The sequence below is a fragment of the Deferribacter autotrophicus genome (genome assembly GCF_008362905.1).
Taxonomy (GTDB): Bacteria; Chrysiogenota; Deferribacteres; order Deferribacterales; family Deferribacteraceae; genus Deferribacter; species Deferribacter autotrophicus.
Window position 1 is genome coordinate 39237 of record NZ_VFJB01000003.1, and the last position, 24627, is coordinate 63863.

Annotated in this window: 28 protein-coding genes; 24 read left to right on the forward strand and 4 right to left on the reverse strand. The window is 33.0% G+C overall.

The annotated features are described in order from the left end of the window. The first annotated feature begins 23 nt into the window (after positions 1–23). The gene (recR, locus tag FHQ18_RS02255; RefSeq protein WP_149265550.1) at positions 24–623 is read left to right on the forward strand and encodes a recombination mediator RecR; all 600 of its coding nucleotides are present in this window, start codon (positions 24–26) and stop codon (positions 621–623) included. Between the two features lie 515 nt (positions 624–1138). Here the strand turns inward: recR and FHQ18_RS02260 are convergent. The 4 genes from FHQ18_RS02260 to hfq are packed head-to-tail and all read right to left on the reverse strand — an operon-like array spanning position 1139 to position 3246. After that, a complete protein-coding gene (locus FHQ18_RS02260) occupies positions 1139–1825 on the reverse strand; it encodes a class I SAM-dependent methyltransferase (protein WP_149265551.1) in 687 nt (228 codons plus the stop codon). An 18-nt stretch (positions 1826–1843) separates the two neighbouring features. Continuing rightward, positions 1844–2347 carry a thiol peroxidase gene (gene tpx, locus FHQ18_RS02265; RefSeq protein ID WP_149265552.1) on the reverse strand — a complete coding sequence of 168 codons (504 nt, stop codon included), beginning with the start codon at positions 2345–2347 and terminating at the stop codon, positions 1844–1846. Between the two features lie 15 nt (positions 2348–2362). Further along, entirely contained in the window at positions 2363–2740 is a 378-nt protein-coding gene (locus tag FHQ18_RS02270) for a response regulator (protein WP_149265553.1), read from the reverse strand. A 5-nt stretch (positions 2741–2745) separates the two neighbouring features. Next, positions 2746–3246, reverse strand: a complete 501-nt coding sequence (hfq, locus tag FHQ18_RS02275; RefSeq protein WP_149265554.1) for an RNA chaperone Hfq — start codon at positions 3244–3246, stop codon at positions 2746–2748. 153 nt (positions 3247–3399) lie between these two features. Here hfq and FHQ18_RS02280 point away from each other — a divergent pair, with 153 nt between their 5' ends. The 23 genes from FHQ18_RS02280 to FHQ18_RS02390 are packed head-to-tail and all read left to right on the forward strand — an operon-like array spanning position 3400 to position 24287. After that, on the forward strand, positions 3400–3903 hold the full coding sequence (locus FHQ18_RS02280; protein ID WP_149265555.1) for a YceD family protein: 504 nt from the start codon (positions 3400–3402) through the stop codon (positions 3901–3903). 14 nt (positions 3904–3917) lie between these two features. Next, positions 3918–4100: a 50S ribosomal protein L32 gene (gene rpmF, locus FHQ18_RS02285; RefSeq protein ID WP_149265556.1), complete on the forward strand. Its 183-nt coding sequence runs from the start codon at positions 3918–3920 to the stop codon at positions 4098–4100. Positions 4101–4106: 6 nt separating this feature from the next. Then, the gene (plsX, locus tag FHQ18_RS02290) at positions 4107–5180 is read left to right on the forward strand and encodes a phosphate acyltransferase PlsX (RefSeq protein ID WP_149265557.1); all 1074 of its coding nucleotides are present in this window, start codon (positions 4107–4109) and stop codon (positions 5178–5180) included. 36 nt (positions 5181–5216) lie between these two features. Next, complete coding sequence (locus FHQ18_RS02295; RefSeq protein WP_149265558.1) at positions 5217–6194, forward strand: beta-ketoacyl-ACP synthase III; 978 nt, start codon at positions 5217–5219, stop codon at positions 6192–6194. Positions 6195–6204: 10 nt separating this feature from the next. Beyond that, on the forward strand, positions 6205–7131 hold the full coding sequence (gene fabD, locus FHQ18_RS02300; RefSeq protein ID WP_149265559.1) for an ACP S-malonyltransferase: 927 nt from the start codon (positions 6205–6207) through the stop codon (positions 7129–7131). Beyond that, complete coding sequence (gene fabG / locus FHQ18_RS02305) at positions 7128–7877, forward strand: 3-oxoacyl-[acyl-carrier-protein] reductase (RefSeq protein WP_149265560.1); 750 nt, start codon at positions 7128–7130, stop codon at positions 7875–7877. Before fabD ends, fabG begins: the two co-directional genes overlap by 4 nt. Before the next feature lie 21 nt (positions 7878–7898). Continuing rightward, positions 7899–8135 carry an acyl carrier protein gene (gene acpP / locus FHQ18_RS02310; protein ID WP_149265561.1) on the forward strand — a complete coding sequence of 79 codons (237 nt, stop codon included), beginning with the start codon at positions 7899–7901 and terminating at the stop codon, positions 8133–8135. Between the two features lie 39 nt (positions 8136–8174). Beyond that, positions 8175–9413 carry a beta-ketoacyl-ACP synthase II gene (gene fabF / locus FHQ18_RS02315; RefSeq protein ID WP_149265562.1) on the forward strand — a complete coding sequence of 413 codons (1239 nt, stop codon included), beginning with the start codon at positions 8175–8177 and terminating at the stop codon, positions 9411–9413. Beyond that, complete coding sequence (gene rnc, locus FHQ18_RS02320) at positions 9406–10101, forward strand: ribonuclease III (protein WP_149265563.1); 696 nt, start codon at positions 9406–9408, stop codon at positions 10099–10101. The genes fabF and rnc overlap by 8 nt, the downstream gene beginning before the upstream one ends. Continuing rightward, on the forward strand, positions 10101–11114 hold the full coding sequence (locus FHQ18_RS02325; protein WP_149265564.1) for a radical SAM protein: 1014 nt from the start codon (positions 10101–10103) through the stop codon (positions 11112–11114). The genes rnc and FHQ18_RS02325 overlap by 1 nt, the downstream gene beginning before the upstream one ends. Continuing rightward, the gene (rsmD, locus tag FHQ18_RS02330) at positions 11035–11565 is read left to right on the forward strand and encodes a 16S rRNA (guanine(966)-N(2))-methyltransferase RsmD (RefSeq protein ID WP_149265565.1); all 531 of its coding nucleotides are present in this window, start codon (positions 11035–11037) and stop codon (positions 11563–11565) included. The genes FHQ18_RS02325 and rsmD overlap by 80 nt, the downstream gene beginning before the upstream one ends. Further along, positions 11562–12050 carry a pantetheine-phosphate adenylyltransferase gene (gene coaD / locus FHQ18_RS02335; RefSeq protein WP_149265566.1) on the forward strand — a complete coding sequence of 163 codons (489 nt, stop codon included), beginning with the start codon at positions 11562–11564 and terminating at the stop codon, positions 12048–12050. The genes rsmD and coaD overlap by 4 nt, the downstream gene beginning before the upstream one ends. Next, positions 12031–13053 (forward strand): deoxyguanosinetriphosphate triphosphohydrolase, encoded by a 1023-nt coding sequence (locus tag FHQ18_RS02340; protein ID WP_149265567.1) that lies wholly within the window; start codon positions 12031–12033, stop codon positions 13051–13053. Before coaD ends, FHQ18_RS02340 begins: the two co-directional genes overlap by 20 nt. A gap of 13 nt (positions 13054–13066) precedes the next feature. After that, positions 13067–14293 carry a response regulator gene (locus FHQ18_RS02345; protein ID WP_149265568.1) on the forward strand — a complete coding sequence of 409 codons (1227 nt, stop codon included), beginning with the start codon at positions 13067–13069 and terminating at the stop codon, positions 14291–14293. 14 nt (positions 14294–14307) lie between these two features. Next, positions 14308–14667, forward strand: coding sequence for a response regulator transcription factor (locus tag FHQ18_RS02350; RefSeq protein ID WP_149265569.1), 360 nt, complete (start codon positions 14308–14310; stop codon positions 14665–14667). After that, positions 14664–15131, forward strand: coding sequence for a chemotaxis protein CheW (locus FHQ18_RS02355; protein ID WP_188020319.1), 468 nt, complete (start codon positions 14664–14666; stop codon positions 15129–15131). Before FHQ18_RS02350 ends, FHQ18_RS02355 begins: the two co-directional genes overlap by 4 nt. Positions 15132–15143: 12 nt before the next feature. Continuing rightward, on the forward strand, positions 15144–17294 hold the full coding sequence (locus tag FHQ18_RS02360) for a methyl-accepting chemotaxis protein (protein WP_149265571.1): 2151 nt from the start codon (positions 15144–15146) through the stop codon (positions 17292–17294). Positions 17295–17296: 2 nt separating this feature from the next. Next, the gene (locus tag FHQ18_RS02365; protein ID WP_149265572.1) at positions 17297–19615 is read left to right on the forward strand and encodes a hybrid sensor histidine kinase/response regulator; all 2319 of its coding nucleotides are present in this window, start codon (positions 17297–17299) and stop codon (positions 19613–19615) included. Next, positions 19596–19973, forward strand: a complete 378-nt coding sequence (locus tag FHQ18_RS02370; RefSeq protein WP_149265573.1) for a chemotaxis protein CheW — start codon at positions 19596–19598, stop codon at positions 19971–19973. Before FHQ18_RS02365 ends, FHQ18_RS02370 begins: the two co-directional genes overlap by 20 nt. Next, on the forward strand, positions 19948–21381 hold the full coding sequence (locus tag FHQ18_RS02375) for a response regulator (protein ID WP_149265574.1): 1434 nt from the start codon (positions 19948–19950) through the stop codon (positions 21379–21381). The genes FHQ18_RS02370 and FHQ18_RS02375 overlap by 26 nt, the downstream gene beginning before the upstream one ends. Then, positions 21381–22427, forward strand: coding sequence for a phosphoribosylformylglycinamidine cyclo-ligase (gene purM / locus FHQ18_RS02380; RefSeq protein ID WP_149265575.1), 1047 nt, complete (start codon positions 21381–21383; stop codon positions 22425–22427). Before FHQ18_RS02375 ends, purM begins: the two co-directional genes overlap by 1 nt. Further along, a complete protein-coding gene (gene purN / locus FHQ18_RS02385; protein WP_149265576.1) occupies positions 22424–23035 on the forward strand; it encodes a phosphoribosylglycinamide formyltransferase in 612 nt (203 codons plus the stop codon). The genes purM and purN overlap by 4 nt, the downstream gene beginning before the upstream one ends. Then, a complete protein-coding gene (locus FHQ18_RS02390) occupies positions 23019–24287 on the forward strand; it encodes a M16 family metallopeptidase (RefSeq protein ID WP_149265577.1) in 1269 nt (422 codons plus the stop codon). The genes purN and FHQ18_RS02390 overlap by 17 nt, the downstream gene beginning before the upstream one ends. Positions 24288–24627 lie beyond the last annotated feature (340 nt).

Here is a 24627-nt window from a genome sequence, read left to right on the forward strand (position 1 = left end):
TACACTAGCTTAAAAGAACAACAATGTTTCAACTAAAAGATTTTGAAAAGTGTGTCTTTGAACTTAGCAAATTACCAGGCATAGGCAGAAAAACTGCCACTCGCCTTGCCCTTTTTCTTCTTAAAATGGATAAAAAAGATGTCCTTGCACTAACAAAAAGTATTGAAGCTTTAAAAGACAAAATAAGATTTTGTAAAATTTGTGGTTCGTTGACAGATGAAGAAATATGTTCAATTTGCAAAGATGCCACAAGAGACAAAACCACAATATGTGTGGTAGAAGAAGCTAAAGATGTGATACTCATTGAAAATAGCGGCAATTATAACGGACTTTATCATGTGCTTGGAGGTAGAATTTCACCTCTTGATGGAATAACTCCAGATGTTCTAAGTTTTGATAAACTAATTTCTAGAATAGAAGAAGGAAATATAAAAGAAATTATTATTGCCACCAATCCTGATGTAGACGGAGAAACAACTGCCTACTATTTGAAAAAAATTTTATCTGATTACAGCATGCTAAAAATCACAAGAATCGCTACTGGACTTGCCGTGGGTTCACATTTAGAATATTCTGACGAATTTGCCATCCTTAAAGCTCTCGAAAACAGAAGAGAAATTTAATCAACAATTAGTTGCCACGGAAAAAGAGTCAGCTACATAAAGAGGATTTTGCACAATAGTAGATTATTGGTTTTATAACTCATTGAAAAACCAAGGATTGCTTCGTCACTACTAATCCTCGCTGGTGGCAAAGGACGTCATACCGTCATTGCGACCGAGCACCTAACATGAGGACTCATCCCGCAAATACCATATCTCATTTCCAAACAAAACCAACTCAAACATCATCTTTTTTCAAATTAGGTACTCGGGAAGCAATCTCTTTGTGCGAAGGGGATAAAAGTGGTAGACAGATGAGATTGCTTCGTCACTTCGTTCCTCGCAATGACACCACGAAACTCGTCTTGCGAGCGTCACCAAAGCAATCTCTTTGTTACCAATATGTTGAGGATATAGTTATGCAATAACAATATTTTTTTGTATTGTGCAACATCCTTTGCTTTTACAACCATCACAAGCATTAATACCCATTTTTCACATTTAATAATATTATGGGAGTGGCTCAAGGAAATTCATCACTTGTAAATCGCAGCTATCAACATCATACTATCTTTTAAAAAGAACTTCCCTCCCTGAAAATCTCCAAAAAACTGCACAAAGCCAGCACCTGCCCTAGCGGCTGCATTTTTCACATCCTCAAGAAATATGGGTGTAAGTTTTGAGCTTAATGTTCTTACTTCTTTCGTATGCTTATCTGTAACCTTCATTTCAAAAATAAGCTGCTCCTCATTATCATAATGATAAATACGATTAACCATGTAATGCTCTGTCTCAATATCAGGTAATCCTTTCAATTCATATCCATATATCCTGTCGTAATTTATTATCTGTATCAGAAAAAAACATCTTTCTTTAAGAAGACTCATGACATTTCTAACAGTATTGTAAAAATCCAACTTTGAATTTACATGAACAAGAGTATTTCCAATGGAATAAATAAAGCCAAACTTAGTAGAAGATTTTAATGGAAGTCTCAACATATCTGCATAAATAAATGGACCTTGCAATTCAAAGGCAGTTTCTTTTTCTACACCAAAAGCTTTAAATCCATCTTCTAAAAACCTGTTTACATAAACACCGGTAGCACAACCTATATCAAGTACAGGGAAATCCCCTTTTGCATAACTTTTTAGAAAATTGTAGGTATTTTCATCAAAAGGAAAAATTTCGTTGTAAAATCTACTCAACTCTTTGTAAAACACAAATCAAACCGATAATCTTTATATTATTTTTTCGAGCGCCTTCAAAACATCATCATAATCAGGCTCGGTGGTAATTTCAGGCACAACCTGTCTGTAAACTACTTTTCCCTCTTTATCCACAATAAAAACCACTCTTGCAAGAACACCTGCCAAAGGCCCATCAGTAATCAATACACCATATTTTTTACCAAAATCTTTCTCCCTAAAATCAGAAGCTACCGTAATATTTAGCCCCTCTGTAGTGCAAAACCTTTTTGCTGCAAAAGGTAAATCCATGGAAACAATAACGGGATCAACACCATTTAGAGAAGAAACCTTTTCATTAAACTTCCTCGCTTCTGTTGCACAAACAGGTGTATCAAGAGATGGTACTGATATCAAAAGCTGAACTTTATCTTTTGAACCGCCTACAGTAATCTCTGCCAAGTCACTATTTACTAATTTTACTTCAGGAGCATTATCTCCCTCTTGAATCATCTCACCAAAAAGTGATACAGGATTTCCTTTTAAAGTAACAGTCATAACTCCACCCCTAAACTACTCCACATTCAAACCTAAAACCTGTATTACGGCATCTTTCAAATCTTTGGCTCTAACAGGTTTATTCAAGTATGTAACAACTCCTAAATTTCTACTTTTTTGATACGATTTATAAGTACCAAAAGCTGTAATTATTACAATTTTGGCACTTTCATCAAATTTTCTCAGATTTTCAATAAAGGTAAGACCATCCATCTCTGGCATACGTAAATCGGTAACAATCACATCGTATTTGGTAGCCTTTGCCTTTTCAAGCCCCTCCAAACCAGTTTCTGCTATATCTACCTCATATCCATCAAGCTTTAAAACTTCAGCATATCCCAACCTTGTATGTTCTTCGTCATCTACAACCAATATCTTATAAGGCTTGTCCATAACCATTACCTCTCATCATCATATTTAATGATTTCACCCTGCTGATATAACGGAAATACAGTAGAAATTGCGCTTTTATAAATGAGTTGCTGTCTGTCTTCATAAGAAGTAAGCAGTACATAATCATCAAACCCTATCAATAACCCTCTAACTTTTACGCCATTTGTAAGATAGGCAATAACCGGAGATTTTGATTTTCTTACTTCATTCAAGAAAATATCCTGCATTGGTGGCCTGGTGTGCTTTGGATGCCTTCCACGGTGAGCTTGATAATAAGTTTTACTTATATAATCCACATCAATAATGGTTTTTGCTGATGCTACAGTGGCAATATCCCTTTTAAAAATGTGTATTTTAACACCTGCATCATCAATGATTACAGAATATGGGTCAAACTCATAAATTTTACCCCTAAATCTTTCCTTATTACGCATAATAAATAGGAGTGGAGCATCTTTGACCCTTGCATTATGTAAATACACAAACTCAAGCTGAGCATACAACATAAGAAAACCTCGAAATAAATTAAATATGTGTTATAATAGATTATAAAGAATATTGAAATAAAAGTCAAATAGTCTTTTTATAAGAAAAGAGTGTTTAGTCCTTGACAAACAAGGACTCATTAAATATATTTATCCGCTACTTTGGAGGCCATCATGAAAGTATATTTTGAACAAATCACTATTGATGGAATAGATGTTGATACAGCATTTGAGTTTGATGATTTTTCATCACATATTACCGTCGAAAATTTTAACGGAAAGCTATACCCAATTAAAAATGCCTATTTCCTTGATGGAAATGTTGTTTTCTCAGTAGAGGATAAATGCGACAGGTGCGCTGAAACATTTAAGAAACAGTTCAGTGAAAGGATTCAGGTAGAAATAGTGAGAAATAAAATCAATGAAGAAGATGAAGAGGAAGAGATTGAATTGAGCGAAGAGGATTTATCATATTACACTATTATAGAAGACTTCATAGATATAGATGAAATAGTTAAAGAAGAAGTCGCTTTGTTAAAACCAATAAAATGGTTATGCAGCGAAAGCTGCAAAGGGATATGTCCTGGCTGCGGAGCTGATCTAAACAAAGAAAAGTGTAGATGCCAGGGGGCTAGCGTAGATCCAAGATTTGAAATTTTAAAAAAACTGAAAAAATAATAAAGAGGTGAATTATGGGTGTTCCTAAGAAAAAAACCACAAGAATGAAAAAAGGGCATAGAAGAAGCCATCACCATGTTACACCAAATGCTTATGTAAAATGTGACAATTGTGGTGAGCTCAAACTTCCTCATGTAGTATGCCCTTCATGTGGCTACTACAAAAAAGTACAGGTTATAGAAACAACAGAATTTTAAGAAATTATGCGAATTGTAGTTGATGCTATGGGGGGTGATCACGCCCCTCGCGAAATTGTTAAAGGTGCTGCTTTAGCTGCTGCTGAATATGATATTCATGTTATACTAGTAGGAGATCAAACCTTAATTTACCAGGAACTAAAAAAACTAAAAGATTACCCTAAAGAAAAGATTTCTGTTATTCATGCAGAAGAAGCCATAACTATGGATGATTTACCCTCTGTAGCTGTCAGGAGAAAGAGAAAATCTTCAATACATGAGGGACTTAAACTTGTAAAAAAGGGAGAAGGCAGAGCTTTTTTTAGTGCTGGAAATACCGGCGCTGTGATGGCTTGTGCAAAACTTATTTTACGACCACTGGAAGGTGTAGATAGACCTGCTATTGGAGCTGTGTTACCAAATGCTAAAGGGCATTCAGTAATTCTTGACATTGGTGCCAATGTGGATTGTAAACCCCTACATTATCTACAGTTTGCCATAATGGGTTCTGCCTATGCAAAGTTTGTCTTTGACAAAGAAAATCCTACAGTGGGACTTTTAAGTATCGGTGAAGAAGATTTAAAAGGGAACGAAAGCACAAAAAACGCCTTTAACATACTAAAAGAATCCCCTATTATAAACTTTATAGGAAATGTTGAAGGTAAAGAGCTTTATAAAGGCAAATCTGACGTCATTGTATGTGACGGCTTTGCAGGTAATATCGCTCTTAAAGTAAGTGAATCGGCAGCATGGTACATAGGAAAACTTTTAAAAGAAGAATTAACAAAAAATTTTATTAGAAAAATAGGCGCCTTTTTATTAAAACCCGCCTTTAAAGCACTGAAAAAAAGAGCTGATTATACAGAATATGGTGGCGCACCACTGTTAGGTGTAAATGGTGTATGTATCATAGGTCACGGGAGTTCCAATGCAAATGCAGTGAAAAATGGAATTAGGGTAGCTTACGAACTTGCAGAAAAAAGAATTAACCTCTACATAGAAAGAAACATTCAGGATTCTTTAAAAAGATTAAAAGTTGACAAAGTTGAATCTTTTTGGAACAATATCAAAGACAAATTTAAAAAGATCACATCAGAGTAGTTTTTTTGTTGTTTTGTTTTAAAAAAAAGGTGTGCCATGAACTGTTATTCAAGAATTATCGGGACAGGTTCGTACTTTCCTTCTAAAATACTTACCAACAAAGATCTTGAAAAATTTGTAGATACTTCAGATGAATGGATTGTAACACGTACCGGAATCAAGGAAAGACGTATCTCTGAAGATGAATCGACTAGTGAGATGGCTCATAAAGCCTCACTAGCTGCCATTGAATCTGCCGGGATCTCAAAAGAAAACATTGATGGTATAATTGTTGCTACTTGTACACCTGACTCTTTAGTCCCTTCCACAGCATGTTACTTGCAGGGAAAACTTGGGATAAAAGGCCCTTTTGCCTTTGATATCAATGCTGCTTGCTCTGGTTTCATTTATGCACTTGCAATTGGCGATTCTTTAATAAAAAACAATTTAGCCCAAAACATATTAATCGTTGGAGTTGAAAGATTATCATCCATTTTAAACTGGAACGATAGAAGCACCTGCGTCCTTTTAGGTGATGGCGCCGGAGCTGTCATTTTATCAAAAAGTGATGAACCTGGTATCAGAAGTATTTTGCTCTATGCTGATGGAGAATACACAGGATTACTGGAATGCAAAGCAGGCGGTTCAAGTTTCCTTGCAAAACGTAAAGAATTGAATATAGAAGATTACCTATTCTTTATGAAAGGAAACGAAGTATTTAAAATTGCTGTTAGGGCAATGAAAGATGCTGCAGTGGCTGCCGTGGAAAAAAGTGGTTTGAACTTTGAAGATATAGATTATTTTATACCTCATCAAGCAAATTTACGAATTATTGATGCTGCAGCAAAAAGATTGAATTTAAGTGAAGATAAGGTAATTATTACTCTCGATAAATTTGGTAATACATCTGCTGCATCTATTCCCACAGCTTTAGATATTGCAGTGAAATCAGGGAAGATTAAAAAAGGAGATAATATCGTCTCAGCAGCATTCGGTGGTGGTCTCACCTGGGGCTCCACAGTATTTACATTCTAAGGAGAGAGTTATGAGTAAAATAGCAATTGTTTTCCCAGGTCAAGGATCGCAATTTGTAGGAATGGGTAAAGATTTTTATGATAAATTTGATAGCTATAAACATTTTGTTGAAAAAGCCGACAAGCTACTCAATTACAGTTTATCCAAATTAATGTTTGATGGTCCAGAAGAAGAATTAAAACTAACATTTAACACCCAACCAGCTCTACTCACAATGAGTATCGGGATTTACAACATAATTAAAGATAAATTTGAGCCTGACGGCTTTGCAGGACATTCTCTTGGAGAATACTCTGCTGTCGTGGCAGCAGGTGGCCTTTCTTTTGAAGATGCTCTTTTAGCAGTACACAATAGAGGAAAATTCATGCAAGAAGCTGTCCCTGTCGGAATAGGTGCAATGGCTGCTGTTATTGGAGCAAATACTGAAAATGTGGAATCACTTTGCAATGAAATATCAAAAGAAAATTATATAGTAGAACCTGCAAACTACAATTCACCAAATCAGTTAGTAGTAGCAGGCCATAAGGAAGCCGTTGACGAATTTATTACAAGGGCAAAAGAGATAGGTGCAAAACGAGTGGTAAAACTGCCGGTAAGCGCACCATTTCACTGTTCCTTGATGAAACCTGCCGAAGAGAAAATGGCTGAGTATTTAATGAACACAAAAATTTCCGACTTAAAAAAACCTGTTTACAATAATGTTTCTGCACAAAAAGAGCTACTAGCTGATGAAGTCAGGGATGCACTAATTAAACAGGTATCATCTCCCGTTAAATGGACTCAACTGATAACAAACATGATTGAAGATGGATTCACAACTTTTATTGAAGTGGGTGCAGGAAATGTGTTGACAGGATTGATAAAAAAAATTAACAGACAAGTCAAAACAATTAATGTTTCAAAAGTGAATGACCTCGAAAAATTGGAGGAAATATGAGCTTCAAAGATAAAGTGGTTCTTGTTACTGGGGGATCAAGAGGTATTGGTAAAGCTATCGCCATAAAATTTGGTGAATTAGGGTGCAAAGTTGCCATAAATTATAATCAAAATAAGGACAAAGCTCTTGAAGTAGCGGATTATATAAATAAAAATTGTGATGGGATTTGCAAAATTTATCAATGTAATGTTACAAAGGAAGAAGATGTAAAAAAAATGGTATCAGAGATTGAAAAAGAGCTTGGCTCAGTGGATATTTTAGTAAATAATGCAGGAATAACAAAAGATAATATTATTCTAAGATTAAAAGAGCAGGACTTTGATGATGTTTTTGATGTAAATATTAAAGGGGCTTTTTTCTGCATCAAAGCTGTAAGTAGAGGGATGATGAAAAAACGTTACGGCAAAATCATCAATATAAGCAGTGTAGTTGGTTTCACCGGAAACATTGGACAATCAAATTATGTAGTTACAAAAAGTGGCTTAATTGGCCTTACTAAAAGCGTTGCTTTAGAATTATCATCAAGAGGTATTAGAGTAAACGCAGTAGCTCCAGGCTTCATAGAAACAGAAATGACAGAGTCACTACCTGATGATGTTAAAAAAGTGATGCTTGAAAAAATACCTCTTGGGTATTTTGGTAAACCTGAAGATGTAGCAAATGCTGTAGTTTTTCTTGCATCTGAAGAAGCCGATTATATAACAGGAACAACAATTCATGTAAACGGTGGTATGTATTTACCTTAATAAAATAACTAGGAGGAACAAATGGCAGATATTGAAGCAAGAGTAAAAAAAATCATTGCTGAGCAACTCAACATTGATGAATCAGAGATCAAACCAGAATCTTCTTTCGTTGATGATTTAGGTGCTGATTCTCTTGATACTGTTGAGTTAATTATGGCATTTGAAGAAGAATTTGGGATGGAAATCCCAGACGAAGAAGCAGAAAAAATTAAAACTGTCCAAGATGCTATAAACTACATCAAAGAACATATGGAATAAGGGAATTCCCCTTATTCCTTTTAAATGCAGGAGGATTTTGTGAAAAAAAGAGTAGTTATCACTGGTATTGGTCTTGTAACTCCTATAGGAATTGGAGTAGATGAAAATTGGCAAGGACTTTTATCTTGTAAATCTGGAGTTGGTCAACTCACAAAGTTTGATGCCTCAGAATTCCCTGTAAAAATTGCAGCAGAGGTAAAAAATTTAACTCCTGAAAATTATGTGGACAAAAAGGATGTAAAACGTTTCGATGAATTCATTGTTTTTGCACTTGTAGCAGCTGAATTAGCATCAAGAGATGCTGGCTTAAATTTTGATAATATAGAACATGAAGAAGCTGGTGCAATAATTGGATCAGGCATTGGTGGTTTCCAGACCATTGAAGAACAACATGAAATTTATCTTAATAAAGGATATAGACGTGTATCACCTTTTTTTATCCCTTCTGCAATTATCAATATGGCCAGTGGTGCTATCTCTATTAGGTATGGTCTTAAAGGACCAAACAGTAGTGTTGTAACAGCCTGCGCTACAGGTTCACATGCTGTAGGTGATGCTTTTAAAATTATTCAGCGTGGTGATGCAAAAATTATGTTTGCTGGCGGTGCTGAAAGCGCCATTACACCATTAGCTGTTGCTGGCTTTGCAAACATGAAAGCCCTTTCAAAAAGAAATGATGAACCGGAAAAAGCAAGCAGACCTTTTGATAAGGATAGAGACGGCTTTGTAATGGGAGAAGGTGCAGGAATTTTAATTTTAGAAGAACTAGAACATGCTTTGAAGAGAAATGCAAAAATATATGCTGAAGTTGTAGGATACGGAATGACTGGGGATGCCTACCATATCACTGCTCCTGATGAATCTGGTGATGGTGCTGTAAGAGCAATGAAAATGGCCATTAAAGATGCAGGAATTAACCCAGAAGATGTTGATTATATTAATGCACATGGTACATCCACACCTTATAATGATGCAATTGAAACAAGAGCAATAAAAACTGTTTTTGGTGAACATGCTTATAAACTAATGGTGAGCTCAACAAAATCTATGACGGGTCACCTTCTAGGTGCTGCAGGTAGTGTTGAAGCAGCATACTGTGCTCTGGCACTCAAAAATGGAATGATACCAGCTACAATAAATTTAGATGAACCTGACCCAGAGTGTGACCTGGATTATGTACCAAACAAACCAAAAACAGCAAATATTAAATACGCTCTTAGCAATTCTTTTGGTTTTGGTGGAACAAACGCCTGTCTCTTGTTAAAGAAATATGAATAATTACGAGCAGTTAGAAAAAATCATAGGCTATTCTTTTAATTCAAAGTCTCTTTTATTGGAGGCTATTACTCATTCATCTTATGCCTATGAAAAAAAATTAAAGAAAAATTATGAGCGTTTAGAATTTCTAGGTGACGCAGTATTACAGTTGATTATTACCGAATATATGATAATAAAGTATAAAGATTTAAATGAAGGTGTACTTTCCCAATATAGATCCTTTTTTGTAAGCGAAGATTTTATCAGCGAAATAGCAAAAAAAATTAATCTATATAACTTTATAAGGCTTGGTAAAGGTGAGATTGTAACTGGTGGAAATAGAAAGCCATCGCTTCTTGCAGATACCTTTGAATCACTTTTGGCTGCTGTTTATTTAGATGGTGGATACAATGAGGCAAGAAGAATAGTTCTTGAGCTTATGTCTGACCTGATTGACGAATATATACAAGGAAAGAAGGTTATTGATCCTAAAACAGAATTGCAGAAGATTACTCAGAAAGAATTTGGTTATTTGCCTGAATATAGAATTGTAAAGGAAGAAGGTCCTGAGCATGACAAAGTTTTTACTGTAGAAGTAAAATTGCATAACTGCACTTTTTTAGGCACTGGCAAAAATAAGAAAAAAGCAGAAATGGATGCAGCAAAAAAAGCATTAGATCATATTCAATCAATTGTAAAAGCTGACTAATGTCTAAATATAACATTCTCCCCATTTTTATCCCTTTTCAGGGTTGTCCCAGAAAGTGTATTTTTTGTGACCAAAATATAATCTCTGGCACAAATATCAAAGACTTTAAAAAAGATATTCTAGAACAATTTGAGTTTTATAAAAAGTTAAAAGATAGTTGGGATGAAATAGCTTTTTATGGTGGAAGTTTCAATTACTTGTCTGATGATAAAAGAGCTTTTCTTTATGAATTAACTAAGCAAATCGATGTTAAACAAGTGAGAATATCTGCATACCCAAAAAGATTTGATAAAAATTTTATAAAAGAGCTTCAAAGTAATAATGTTAAAACTGTTGAACTCGGTATTCAGAGTTTCTCTGATGATGTCTTAAAAAAAAATAGACGATTTTACACAAAAGATGACGTATTAAACACAATAACTCTTTTAAGCAAAAATGGCTTTAACATTGGTATCCAGTTAATGGTAGGAATGTATGGTGAATCATTGGAAGATATTTTATTAAATCTGAATTATCTTTCTAATTTGAAATACAAGTTCTTAAGGATATATCCCACAGTCGTTTTAAAAAGCACACATCTTGCAAAACTATTAAAAGAAAAATTTTCACTTAATTTTACATTTCCTGAAGTATTAGCTATTTCTACTATTTATCTGATTAGTGCAATTAAACTAGGCGCTACAGTTTTAAGAGTTGGCCTACATAATCAATCAAAAATTGAAGACAATATAGTGGGAGGCTATTTTCATCCATCTTTCGGTGATATTGTTAAAACCTTTGCGATATACCTCTACTGTAAAATTACGACACACAAACCAAAGCTTTTCAAAAACTTTCCTAATTATAAAGGTATTATTGCAAAAACCTGGGACATTGAATATACTAATGAGGTAAATTTTAAATCAATCGCAGATCAAGTGTGGGGGATGTATATTGAGAATAACAGGTGGTTCACTGAAAGGGTTATCTTTAAAATCGCCGAAGAGTTCTGGGGTAAGACCTACCAGCGATAAGGTTAGATCAGCAATATTTTCAAAGCTCTATGACAAAATCAACAATGCTACAGTTTTAGATCTATTTGCTGGATCTGGAGCTTTTGGTATTGAAGCTCTTAGTAGAGGAGCCAAAGAAGTTGTCTTTGTAGACAAAGATACAAGATCATTAAAATCCAATCTCAGTTTAATTAAACTAAGTAACTTTAAAGTAATAAAAGGGGATGTTTTTAAAGTTTTAAACAAACTAAAACTTGATTTTAATATTATTTTTATTGATCCCCCTTATGGCAGGGTAGATTCAAAAAGATTGTTAACAACAATTTTTAAAAATCAAATCATTGCAAATGATGGAATTTTAATATATGAAGAAAGTATTAGAACAGAATTTGAAGTAATAGACAAATTCTGTTTGATAGATGAAAAACGATATGGAGACACAAAAATCTATTATTTGGAGCTTGCTCAATGAATGCGATTTATCCTGGAACTTTTGACCCTCTCACAAATGGCCATTTAGATATTATAGAAAGAGGCGCCAAAATGTTTGATAGCCTAATTGTGGCTGTAGCTGAAAATAAAAGGAAAAAGCCTCTTTTCACCCTGGATGAGCGAGTAAAAATGATTAAAGAATCTGTTGCCCATTTACATAATGTCGAGATAGAACCATTTTCTATATTGCTTGTTGATTTCATGAAAGAAAAAAACGTAAATATTATTTTGAGAGGTTTACGAGTTGTATCAGATTTTGAATACGAATTACAATTAGCCTTGATGAATAGAAAACTTTATCAGGAATGTGAAACGGTTTTTCTCATGCCTAATAAAAAATATATATTCTTAAGCTCAAGCATGGTAAGAGAGATTGCTTCACTTGGTGGAGATGTAAGTTGCTTTGTACCCGAACCTGTGAACAAATATATATATAGGAAATTTCATGATAAGAGAGGAACTTGAAGCTTTAGAGGAAAAATATTTACATTCTAAAGCTGCAAAGTCAATTAAAAGTAAAGGACGGAAGAAAAAAGAAGAAAAATGTGAGCTTAGAACAGATTTTCAAAGAGATAGAGATCGTATAATCCACTCAAAAGCCTTCAGAAGACTAAAGCACAAAACACAAGTTTTCTTATCTCCAGCTGGAGACCATTATAGGACAAGACTCACACACACTTTAGAAGTAATGCAGATAGCAAAAACAATTGCTAAAGCACTTCGTTTAAACGAAGACCTGGTGGAAGCAATAGCATTGGGGCATGATTTGGGTCATACTCCATTTGGACACGCCGGAGAGCAAATTTTATCCGATATTATCGGTAAACCATTTAAACATTATGAGCACTCAATTACTGTTGTCGAAAAAATTGAAAAAGACGGCAAAGGATTAAACCTCACCTATGAAGTATTGGATGGTATCCTAAAACATTCAAAAGGAAAAGGTCCCATTTTTGATGAAAAAAAATTAGCAAAAACCCTTGAGGGGCAAATTGTTAGAATTGCGGATATTATTGCTTATGTAAACCATGATCTTGATGATGCCATAAGAGCAAAAATCATCTCAGAAAATGACATCCCTAAAAATATCATAAAAAATTTGGGCGCATCTCACGGTGAAAGGATCCACAATGCAGTGAAAGATGTAGTAACATCTACAATAAAAGCTGATTATGAAAAGATTATGATGAGCGATAACATGCTATTACTTATCGAAAATTTAAGAGAATTTTTATTTGATAAAGTTTACCTTTGTGATATAATAAAAAAAGAGTTTGATAAAGCTTATAAGATTTTATTTGATTTATACAAGTACTATGAGGAAAACTTTGATATGGTTCCCAAGTCTTTTAGATCTATTACGGGGGATAAAAAACTTTCCATTGTTTATTTTATTGCTGGGATGACAGATAGATACGCTTTGGAGGAATATAAAAGCATATATATCCCTTCATACTGGCATATTTGATTTGGAGGTTAAAATGTCTAAGATACTTGCAATAGACGATAGCCCAACTATGCATCGTCTTTTCAAAATGATCTTTACTGAAGAAAATGGTTATCAGTTAGAATCTGCATATAACGGTGAAGAAGGATTAGAAATCCTGAAAAGTTTTAATCCAGATATCATACTACTCGACTTCATTATGCCAAAATTAAACGGTTTTCAATTCGCAAAACTTATCAGAAACGAAATGAATAAAGATACTCCTATTTTACTAATTACCAGTAGAGCTGAAGACGTAGGAACAAGATTTCAAGAAAGATTTACAAATATAGACTTTATTGCCAAGCCTTTTCAAGCAGACGATTTAGTAAACAAAGTTGAAGAGATGCTAAATACCAAAGCAGGTAACACCGCAGAAAAATCCGCTGACTATTTTAGCTCTTCAGATTATGAATCATTACAAGCAGAAGAATCATCTGTTTCTGTACTTCCTATCAACAAACTTCAAGATAATGTAATGACTAAAATAATCAAACAAGTAGAAGATGGCGTATTACCATCTTTGAGAGCTTTAATTGAAAAGACATTAAAATTTGAAACAGGATACATGATAAGTGATGTTAAAGGTACTGAGATTACTCTAGAGAAACTAAAGGAGCTAATCGATAAATTTGAAGGGGTTCTTACTTTTTTTAATAATGAGAGGGATATTCATTTCTACATTCAACATGGATTTATAATTCATGCATGGATTGGAGACAATAAATTTCATGATGTTTACGAGCTATTCCAAGATATTTGCAATACATGCCTAATGGAAGTAGAAACATTATCCGAGCTTTATGAACAATTAAGAAATTTGAACTTTGATGACAGCTACATCCAAAAATACTATGAATCATATCTTCTTTCAATAATTGAGCAGATTTTAGAGGAAGATTTTAGGTATTACCTAGATGAAGTAGATATACCAGAAACTTGCCACTCGCGATTCAAATATGACGTTTCCAACCTTATTCCTTCATACCATGTATTTAAAGAAGAAAAAATCGAAATAAACAAAATAATTTTTGACGACAATTTAAAGCCCAAAAAAGTGGATACTAATATTTCATCGCTAAGTAGATTTGAGAAAAAAATTTATGAACTATGTGATGGAAATAAAAATGTTGGAAAAATTGTAAAATACTTTGGCAACAACAAACAAATAGCCAAAAATACAATTGGTGCATTAGTATTAACTGGTTTTCTAGAGATATAAAATAGGAGGCAAAGATGAAAAAAATCCTAATTGCAGAAGATAGCGCCACTGAAAGAGAAATTATGAGAAAAGCGTTAGAAGCTGAAGGGTATATAGTAGTACCTGTTGAAGATGGTGATAGAGCTATTGAAGAAGTTAAAAAGAATAACTATGACCTTGTTATATTAGATGTTATTATGCCAGGTAAAAATGGATATCAAGTATGCAGAGAAATTAAAAAAGACGAACTTATAAAAGATATACCAGTAATTATCGTAACATCCAAAGGGCAAGAAAGTGATAAATTTTGGGGTAAAAAACAAGGTGCTGATGAATATATCGTAAAACCTTTTAATATTGATGAATTGATCAAAACTGTGAAGAGGTTTCTGTGATCAAAGAACTCCTTGATAAAAAACTAAAAAAAGATGTCTTCGCAGATAAGGTAGAAAAAGAAACATTTATTGAATGTAAAGTAGGAAATTTTATATTTTTTATCAACTTAAAAGATGTCTATATAATCTTAGATTTTAAACCACTTGTGGAAATCCCTGGTGCACCACCACATCTACTCGGTTTAGTTTATTATCAGGGGGAAGTAATACCAATATTAGACTTGAAAAGTTATCTCAATCAAACATTAGTTCAAAAGACAATTGACACAAGATATGTTATTATAAAAGCAAAAGATGAATTATTGGGTATTTTTGTGGATGAATCATCTAAAATGATATCAATACCAAAACCTTCTATTGAACCCGTTGACGAAGAATTATTTAGCTTTAAATGTAAATATCAAAATGATGAAATCAAAATTTTAGATGTGTTAAAGTGCTATAACGTATTCAAAATTGATTAAAAGGAGTGGACCATGAGACTTAGTTTGAATGTCAAGCTTTTCATTTTGATCCTTTTACTGATTTTCGTTACAGGATTTATTTCTTCTTATTTTATCTACAAAAACTCTACAAACTTGGCTCTATCTCAGGTACAAAAAGAACTTTCTGGTAAGGTTAATAATGTCCGTGTGATTTTAGACCAGATAAATGAGGATATAATTTCTACAGTATCAGTTACCTCTAAACTTCAAGAACTAAAAGATGCTTTTAAAAATAATGAAGGTAAGAGAAAACTTAATAAAGTCTTTAATGACCTTTTAGCCAGAAAAGAAATCGGATATATTAAGGGTTTTTTTGTAATAGACCAAGATTACAATTATGTGAATAAAAAGTTTTTATTTAAAGGAGACGTACCTGGTATCGATGAATTTATATATTTTGAAGACTTAGAAAAAGAAAAGATTTATTTCGAACCTATACTCTCTTTAGATTTCCCTTATTTTGTCTACTACACAGGAATTTTTGAAAAAGGTAAAGTAATTGGAGCCCTTGGCGCAGTAATTGATGCTAACTACATATTCACTTCAATTAACAAATCATTTACTGTGAGTGACACTCATAATGCTGAGCCAACATGTCAGAGCTGCCATACAGGAGCAAAAAATCTTTTAAATTATGGTTTTGTTATAACTCTAGATGATGATGGTAATGTACTTTTAAATACTCTTGTGCGGGATACACTTATTATTGCTCCTGATAAGTTTTTTACAAATATTGTAAAAAAAGAAAAGAACAACCTTTTTAAAAAATCATCAATCAATAAAGAGATTTCTTTCCAAAACAACAGTTTTGTAGGCTCTATTGGTAGAGTAAAACTTAATAAATTTGGTATTATAGTAGGATTTTTTAAGAATAAAGCCTATATCTTAGGTCAAGTTGAAAAAGGTAGACAGCAATCAATCCTTTATACTATAGGTTTTGCTGGTTTAGTGTTTATTTTAACTTTCATCCTCTTCAAAATACTTTTCTCCCCATTATTCAAAATAAATGAAACAATGCGTAAAATTCAAAAAGGTGATTATGATGTAAGGGTTAATATTAAAAGAAAAGATGAACTGGGTGATATTGCAAATACTTTGAATGAAATGCTTGATGAATTAAAAAATTATATTCAAACGGAAGAAGACAGAAATAGGCTACAAAGACAAGCAATACATCTGATGGATGTAGTTTCGAGTGCCGCTGATGGTGATTTGACCGTTCAAGCAGAAGTTACCGCTGATGAATTAGGAGCGGTAGCAGACGCTTTTAACCTCATGACAGAAAGTATAAAAGAATTAATTGCTGAAATTAAAAAAGCTGGTGACTCCATTGTTGTGTCTACAGAAGAACTGCTTAAATCTTCAGAAAAAACAACTTCTGGAGCACGTACTCAGATTGAAGAGCTTGAAAAAGTTGTTCAAAAATTGGAAGATTTTAAAAATAGAATGACTGAGGTTGTGAATAATGCCACCAAAACCCTTGATATAGTTTTACAGGCAAACGAAAGTGCTAAAAGCGGTAGTAAGCTACTTCAAGAAACCATTGAGGCTATGAGTGACGTTAGAAGGTATTCTCAACTCGCCAGTAAAAAAGTTAAATCCCTTGGTGAAAAATCAATGGAGATTAACGAAATCACAAGAGTGATTAGTGAAATTTCTAACCAAACAAACCTTCTTGCTCTCAACGCAGCTATAGAGGCAGCAAGGGCAGGTGAATATGGACACGGATTTGCAGTGGTTGCTGATGAAATCAGAAAGCTTGCAGAAAGAACAAATGAAGCAACAGAAGAAATTACTAATCTTATAAAAACAGTACAATCAGAGACAAGTGATACAGTAAAACTCGTTGAAGAAAGTTCCTCCAAAATTGAATTTAGTTCGAAGAAAACCGAAGAGGCAGGAGATGCGTTAATTGAAATTAATGTAAGCCTTGAAAAAGTGAGTAACGCGGTAAAAGGGATGACAGAAAGTATTTCCTCTCAAGCTGAAGAGACCAATGAAGTAATCGAAGTAACTGAAAAAGTGAAAGAAATTGCAGTAACTACTGCTCAAGACGTTCAGAAAACCAACAAGATTATTACAACTCTATCCCAACTTGCTGAAATGCTCAATGAAGCAGTTAACAAATTTAAAGTAGAGTAAAAATGGCAAATATTAATAAACAGGAATTAGTAAATTTTTTCCTAATGGAATCTGGAGAACATTTTGATACCATATTTAACGGTATCAATGTTCTCCTTTCTGATCCTGATAATTGGTCTATTATTGAAGAAATTTTTAGAAGCACTCATACCTTAAAAGGCTCTTCTGCAATGGTGGAATTTAATAACTTCTCAGAAGTTGCCCATTCCCTTGAAAATTTACTGGAAGGGATCAAAGGGGGGAGAATAAAACGAAATAAAGAAATCTTTTTATTTCTATTAGAACTCTTTCACAAGTTGGATGAACATTTAAAAAAAAATAAGAATGATTTAGATGAAAATATAAAAGAAAAATATATAAACAAGATAACATCTTATTTAAAAAGCAATGAAACAATACCAGCAAAAACAAAACCGGAATTACGAAAAGTTGCTAAGCCATCGAAAAAACTAATAGACCAAGAATTTCCTATCAGAACTCCCGATTCTATAGATTCTTATATCCGTATAAATATTGAAAAGATTGATTTTCTTATAAACCTCGCAGGTGAATTAATAGTTGCAAGAAACAGACAAGGAGAATCTTTAAAAGAGATTCTTGCTCTTACAAAAGAACTTGAATACTCAAAACAACGATTAAATAAAATCCTTGATGAATTCAGGGAAAAATATATGTATTCATTGCAACAAGAAGGAAATAATGAAGACAATGAAAGCATAATATTATCAGATTTTTTTGAAGGAGAATTTGATAAATACACCGATATTAATATATTAACCAGACAGTTAGTTGAAGTCGGTAACGATATTTCAAGCTTGATTTCTGAACTTTTCCACAAATTGTCCCAATTTCAAACTGATATTCTTTACATAAATAGAGTAACTGACTCCATTGAAAAAAGTCTTACAAAAATGAAATTGGTTCCTGTAAAAAACCTGTTCAATACTGCTATGCGAACAGCAACAATTACTGCAAACAATGAAGGTAAAAGTGTTAATATTTTCATCTCTGGGGAAAAGATCGAAATAGACAAATCTATTCTCGACATGATCAATGATGCCTTTTTACATCTTGTAAGAAATTCTGTTTCACATGGTATTGAAACAGAGAAAGAAAGAAAAGAAAAAGGCAAACCAGCTACTGGAAGTATATATTTAAGAGCTTACAGATCGGGAACTTCCATAATTTTTGAAATAGAAGATGATGGTAAAGGGATTGATATAAATACAGTAAAAGAAAAAGCTGTATCTTTAGAACTTATACAAGAATATGAAGCAAATAATCTAAGAATGGACGATCTTTTGCAATTTATATTTACACCAGGATTCTCTACAGCAGAATCCATCACAGATGTTTCAGGCAGAGGAATAGGCCTTGATGTAGTAAAACGTATTGTTGAAAATCTTGGAGGATCAGTATCTGTCTACACAGAAAAAGACAAATTTACAAAATTTATCCTTGTTATACCCGTAACTCAATTTATTGCCGAATATTTGATCGTCAAAGAAGATAAACATATCTTTGCCATACCACTTCAATCTGTATACGAAATCATCCCTCTGGAAGTTAATAAAATCAAAAAAATTGGAGAGCATTTCTTTTACAATCTGAGAAATGAAGTTTATGAAATTGTAGATTTAATGGTTGCTTTGGGTGTAAAGAAAAAAAATGAATTCAGGGAAAATTCATTTGGAATACTTGTAGATGGTCCACAAAAAAAATATATGATTCAAGTGGAATCTATTTTAGGTAGAGAAACTACTATAACCAAAAAATTTAAGCCATTTTTAGTGAAAATAAATAAATTCTTGGGAACTTCAGTAAGTCCCAAAGGCGACGTAAGACTAATTTTAGATACTGTTCGTCTGTTCTCAACAAAAATCAAGGTAAGAGATTTCACAAAAATTGATAAACCAAAAGATGAAAAAACCATCTCATATCATTCAAATGGAATTCTAATTGTTGATGATTCAATTTCGGTAAGAAAATACTTATCAGATATTTTAGTTAAAAATGGCTATAAAGTCGTTCAAGCAAAAGATGGATTAAACGCTTTAGAAATTCTTGAAACAAGTAGGTTTCCTTATATTATTACTGACCTGGAAATGCCAAACGTTAATGGTTATGAATTAATTGATAAAATAAGAAATTCTTTACAGGACAATGAAGTTAGGATATTTGTCGTAACTTCAAGAGCCACTGAAAAACATAAAGATAAAGCATTAGAACTAGGTGCGAATGGCTTTATCATTAAACCATTTACAGAAGATTCCATACTAAAAGCTATAAAAGGTATAGATCATGAAAGCATTGATGTTTGAATGTGGAAAAATCGGTTTTTTAATTGATCTAAACAACTTATTGCATGTGTCAGACATTAATGACATACAAAGACAAGGAGAAGATGAAATATTAATATTTGATTTTAGTAAGTTCTTAGATGGAAATACTAAACCACAATATGTAATATTTTTGACCGATGAAAAAAGATATATTGGGGTGCTAGCTGACAAAATTTATGATATAATAAGTTATAATGAATTTAAACCTTTCGAAAAAAACAGTTTTGATGTAGAATTTATAAAAGGTGTTGTGGAATATAACCATAAATTGTTATATTTACTTAACGCTGAAAATTTGATAGAGGTTGCTTATGAAGAAAAAAATAATGCTAGTTGATGACAGTGTTACAATCCACAGAGTTATTGACCTTTCTTTGGATGATGAACTGTATGAAGTTGCAAAAGCATTCTCTTCAGATGAAGCAAAGCAGAAACTACTAAACTTTTCTCCAGACGTTATTTTAATTGATAATAAGCTACCTGACATAAAAATTGATGAGTTTGTAAGAGAATTAAAATCATCTTATCCTGATACTAAAGTTGTCTTACTTGTAGGTGCTTTTGATAACTTTCAACAAGAAGACTTAGAAAAAGTTGGTGCCGATTCTTATCTTTTAAAACCATTCAATTCTACCGCATTGGAAGAAGTAATTGAAAAATTTTCAATCAAAGAAGAAGTTCCCGCTGCTGAAGTTGCACAACAAAAGGTAGAAAGGGAAGAAGATGTAGAAGAACTTCTCGCGACTGTAACTTCTGAAGCACAAAAAGAAGAGACAGAACAATTCGAAGAAATTTTAGGAGAAATAGAAACTGAAGAAGAAAAACAAGAAAAAATCACTGAAATTGATACTGAAAAAGAAGAAAGCGTAGAAGATCTTTTCAAAGATCTTGAAAAAGAGATACAAGCAGGCGAAGAATTAGAAAAACCTGCAGAAGGCATCGAAGATATTTTTTCTGATTTAGAAGTAACTGAACCATCTGTCACTGAAGAGATTCCTAAAGAAGAAGTAAAAGAGCAAGCTGATGTTGATTTATTGTCGGAACTTAGAGAATTAACAGAGGAGAAAGAAGCTGAAGAACAAGTAGGTGAAGACAAAGTTGACGAACTCTTCCAGGAGCTTGAAGAAGAGCTAACTTCAACAGAAGTGCAGACTGGAGAAGGATTATCAGAAGAACTTTTTGAACATTTAGAATCTGAACAAGCTGAAATCCCAGAAGTCAAACCAACCACCAGCGAAGAACTTGAAGAAAAAATTGAAGCAGAACCATCTCAGATAGATGCAAAGGTTGAAAACCTTCTTGAAAAAGAATTGCACATAACCGAAGAAGCTCCTCCTTTGGGTGAAATTGATAAAGAAATTGAACCTTCACTGGAAGAAACAGAACCTGAAACTACCGTAGAACCAGAAGCTGTTCGTTTGGAAGAAGAAATTGAAAAAGAAGAAATTGAGGAAAAACCTGAAGAAGTGTCCCTGCGTTTTGATACTGAAACTTTAGTAAAAACAATAGAAAATTCTCTTAACAATTTAAAAACTGAGCTTTTAAAAGATGTAAAAGCTCAAATTTCAACTAATATTATCAAATCAGCACTATCTGAAATAATCAATGAAGATTTTATAAAAGAAACACTTAAAGATGTTTTATCAAAAACTATCGAAAAAGCTGTATGGGAGATTGTCCCAGAACTCGCCGAAAAACTCATTATAGAAGAAATCGAAAAACTAAAAAAAGGTGAAGTTGAATAATGGATAAGCTCAATTACAAAAAAAGTGGTGTAAATATCGACGAAGGTAATTTATTTGTAAAAAAAATAAAAGGTTATGTAGAATCAACTTTTAATGAACATGTACCTGATTCTATAGGCGGTTTTGCTGGACTTTTCGACATATCCTTCATAAAAAATTATAAAAAACCTCTTTTAGTATCAGGCACAGATGGTGTTGGTACTAAATTAAAAGTAGCTTTTATGGCGGGGAGGTATGATACCATCGGCATTGACCTGGTAGCCATGTGTGTAAATGATGTAATTGTGACAGGGGCTAAGCCCCTGTTTTTTTTGGACTATTTAGCCACAGGGAAACTAGACTCTAGTAAAATGGCTGATGTAGTAAAAGGTATTGCAGAAGGGTGCAAAGAGGCAGAAACTGCGCTAATTGGTGGTGAAACTGCTGAAATGCCAGGGATGTATGGTCAAAATGAATTTGATCTTGCAGGCTTCTGTGTCGGTGTTGTGGATGCAGAAAAAATTATTGATGGAAAAAAAATATCAGAAAATGACGTTGTAATTGGTATAAAATCAAACGGATACCACAGTAATGGTTATTCACTTTTGAGAAAAATATACTTTGATTATTTAAATCTTAAAATCGACGATAAAATTAACGATTATCAAACTGTAGCAGATATTCTTTTAAAACCCACAAAAATATATTACCAAGAAGTAAAAAAACTTTTACAGGAAAATATAAAAGTGAAAGGGATGGCTCACATAACAGGAGGAGGATTCTACGAAAATATCCCGAGAATACTTCCTGATAACTGCTCAGTAAAAATATTTAGCGAAAAAATACCTGAACTTTTTGAATATACTTTTATCAAGCAAAATACAAATATTGAAAACAGAGAGCTTTACAGAGTATTTAATATGGGTATTGGATTGATTGTGGTTGTGGCAAAAGAAGAAAAAGAGCGTTTATTAAATATTTTAAATAAAGATTCTACCATAGCCTACGAAATTGGTTTTATAGAAAAAGGTGACAAAACAGTAAAAATTTCAGGAGTGGACTTTTGAAAAACATTGCTGTTCTTTTATCTGGAAGAGGAAGCAACTTTAAAGCTATCTATAACGCTATAGAAACAAAAAAAATCAAAAATGCTCAAATTTCAGTGGTTATAAGCGATAAAAGTGATGCGCCCGGCTTAAAATTTGCTAAGGAAAAAGGGCTCAATGCTTTTTTCGTTAATCCAAAAGAATTCAGTTCAGTAGAAGAGTTTGACAAAAAAATTGTTGAAGTTTTAAACAGCTTTAAAATTGATCTTGTATGTCTTGCTGGTTTTATGAGAATCATTACTCCATATTTTGTAAGAACTTACAAAAACAGAATAATAAATATTCACCCTTCACTACTGCCAAGTTTTCCTGGATTGAATGCACAAAGACAGGCTCTGGAATATGGTGTAAGATTTTCTGGATGTACAGTGCATTTTGTAGACGAAGAGGTAGATCACGGTCCTATAATTTTACAGGCCGTTGTCCCTGTATTACCAAATGATACTGTAGAAACCCTTTCAGAAAGAATTCTTAAAGAAGAACACCGAATATACCCTGAAGCTGTAAAATTGTTTGTGGAAGATAAACTTAAAATTGTTGGGAGAAAAGTCATTGTTAAAGAAGATTAATATAACCATTCTATTAATTATTTTCTTTGCTTCACTTTCAATAGCTGGAGGGAAAATTGTGACACTAAAAAATGGAGCTGTTTTGATAGAAAATAAAAGGGATTACAATCCTACATTCAGCCTTGTTATCATGATAAAAGGTGGAATTTTTAGAGAAAACCATGAAAACAATGGTATTGGAAATTTGGCTTTAAACAGCTGGGAAAAAAGTAGCAAACTTCTGAAAGTTGTAGAAGACCTAGGCGGTGCATTTAATACTTCAAATCTTTCAGATTTTTCTGAGATCTCTTTATCTATACCATCAAAATACCTTGATGAAATATTACCACTATTACAAGAGTTCTTAACAAATATAAAAATAGATAAAGATATTTTCGAAAATGAAAAGAGAATCACATTAATAAAACTCAAAGCTATTCAAGACAGACCTGATGAACTTGCTATAAAATCTTTTATGAAAGCTACTTATGGTAGCTTCCCCTACGCTATGGATACTCTTGGTGAAATAGAAACAGTAAAAAAACTCACCATTAATGATGCAGAAAATTTTATAAAAAATCTATTGCAGGCAAAAAATATGGTGGTCTCCATTGCTGGTTTTTATTCAGAAAAACAAAAAAACATATTAACTGATATTATTTCAAAATTACCCAAAGGAGAAAAATTTCAGATAAAATGCGAAAAAAGCAATATTGAGAATGATAAAATTGTGGAAAAACCTCACCCAAACATTAAACAGGCAAAACTTTTCATGGGCTACACTGCTCCTGATGCTACAAATGAAGATTATGTCCCTGTAAAAATTCTATCAGAAGTTTTAGGAGGAGGGATGAGCTCAATATACTTCAATATTTTACGTAAAGAAAAAGGATATGCATACTCTGTAGGCTCTTTTTATCCATCTAAACTTTGCAATTCACGATTTGTAAATTATATTGGGCTTGATTACAAAAATGTGAAGGATGCACTTGCCACTTTTGATGAAATAGGAAAAAACGCCGAAAAATATATAAATAATGAAAAAGTTGACAAAGCTAAAAACTATCTTACAGGAAGAATCTTAATGGAAGCCCAAACTAATTATAAAAACGCATGGTATGCAGCCTTTTTTGAAACACTCGGACTTGGTGGACGTTTTTTTGATAACTACATCTCTTCTATAGAAAACACATCCACTGAAGAAGTGATAAAAGCTGCAAAAAAATATCTTTCAGGACACAAAACTGTTTTTATACTAAAAGGCGAAAATTAACTTTATAAATTGATATTACACAAAGAAAAGTTATAACCTAGATTTTCTAATTCCATATTTCTCAACATCAAGGATGTTGCACAATAGTAGATGATTGGTTTTATAACTTCTTGATAAGCAAAAGATTGCTTCGTCACGTCGTTCCTCGCAACAACAGGGTATGGTAATGTGTCATTGCGAGCGTCAGCGAAGCAATCCCTTTATTACCAACATATTACGGATCAACTTATGCATTAGCAATATTTCATATTTGTATTGTGCAACATCCTCCATCTTAAAAATATACAATTCTTTAGAAATAAATAAATCGAGGATATTGCACAATAAAAAGATATCATAG

Coding starts and splice junctions, on each gene's coding strand:
- recR (WP_149265550.1), top strand. CDS start 24: ATGTTTCAACTAAAAGATTTTGAAAAGTGTGTCTTTGAACTTAGCAAA.
- tpx (WP_149265552.1), bottom strand. CDS start 2,347: ATGACTGTTACTTTAAAAGGAAATCCTGTATCACTTTTTGGTGAGATG.
- FHQ18_RS02270 (WP_149265553.1), bottom strand. CDS start 2,740: ATGGACAAGCCTTATAAGATATTGGTTGTAGATGACGAAGAACATACA.
- hfq (WP_149265554.1), bottom strand. CDS start 3,246: ATGTTGTATGCTCAGCTTGAGTTTGTGTATTTACATAATGCAAGGGTC.
- FHQ18_RS02280 (WP_149265555.1), top strand. CDS start 3,400: ATGAAAGTATATTTTGAACAAATCACTATTGATGGAATAGATGTTGAT.
- rpmF (WP_149265556.1), top strand. CDS start 3,918: ATGGGTGTTCCTAAGAAAAAAACCACAAGAATGAAAAAAGGGCATAGA.
- plsX (WP_149265557.1), top strand. CDS start 4,107: ATGCGAATTGTAGTTGATGCTATGGGGGGTGATCACGCCCCTCGCGAA.
- FHQ18_RS02295 (WP_149265558.1), top strand. CDS start 5,217: ATGAACTGTTATTCAAGAATTATCGGGACAGGTTCGTACTTTCCTTCT.
- fabD (WP_149265559.1), top strand. CDS start 6,205: ATGAGTAAAATAGCAATTGTTTTCCCAGGTCAAGGATCGCAATTTGTA.
- fabG (WP_149265560.1), top strand. CDS start 7,128: ATGAGCTTCAAAGATAAAGTGGTTCTTGTTACTGGGGGATCAAGAGGT.
- acpP (WP_149265561.1), top strand. CDS start 7,899: ATGGCAGATATTGAAGCAAGAGTAAAAAAAATCATTGCTGAGCAACTC.
- rnc (WP_149265563.1), top strand. CDS start 9,406: ATGAATAATTACGAGCAGTTAGAAAAAATCATAGGCTATTCTTTTAAT.
- FHQ18_RS02325 (WP_149265564.1), top strand. CDS start 10,101: ATGTCTAAATATAACATTCTCCCCATTTTTATCCCTTTTCAGGGTTGT.
- coaD (WP_149265566.1), top strand. CDS start 11,562: ATGAATGCGATTTATCCTGGAACTTTTGACCCTCTCACAAATGGCCAT.
- FHQ18_RS02340 (WP_149265567.1), top strand. CDS start 12,031: ATGATAAGAGAGGAACTTGAAGCTTTAGAGGAAAAATATTTACATTCT.
- FHQ18_RS02345 (WP_149265568.1), top strand. CDS start 13,067: ATGTCTAAGATACTTGCAATAGACGATAGCCCAACTATGCATCGTCTT.
- FHQ18_RS02350 (WP_149265569.1), top strand. CDS start 14,308: ATGAAAAAAATCCTAATTGCAGAAGATAGCGCCACTGAAAGAGAAATT.
- FHQ18_RS02360 (WP_149265571.1), top strand. CDS start 15,144: ATGAGACTTAGTTTGAATGTCAAGCTTTTCATTTTGATCCTTTTACTG.
- FHQ18_RS02365 (WP_149265572.1), top strand. CDS start 17,297: ATGGCAAATATTAATAAACAGGAATTAGTAAATTTTTTCCTAATGGAA.
- FHQ18_RS02370 (WP_149265573.1), top strand. CDS start 19,596: ATGAAAGCATTGATGTTTGAATGTGGAAAAATCGGTTTTTTAATTGAT.
- FHQ18_RS02375 (WP_149265574.1), top strand. CDS start 19,948: ATGAAGAAAAAAATAATGCTAGTTGATGACAGTGTTACAATCCACAGA.
- purM (WP_149265575.1), top strand. CDS start 21,381: ATGGATAAGCTCAATTACAAAAAAAGTGGTGTAAATATCGACGAAGGT.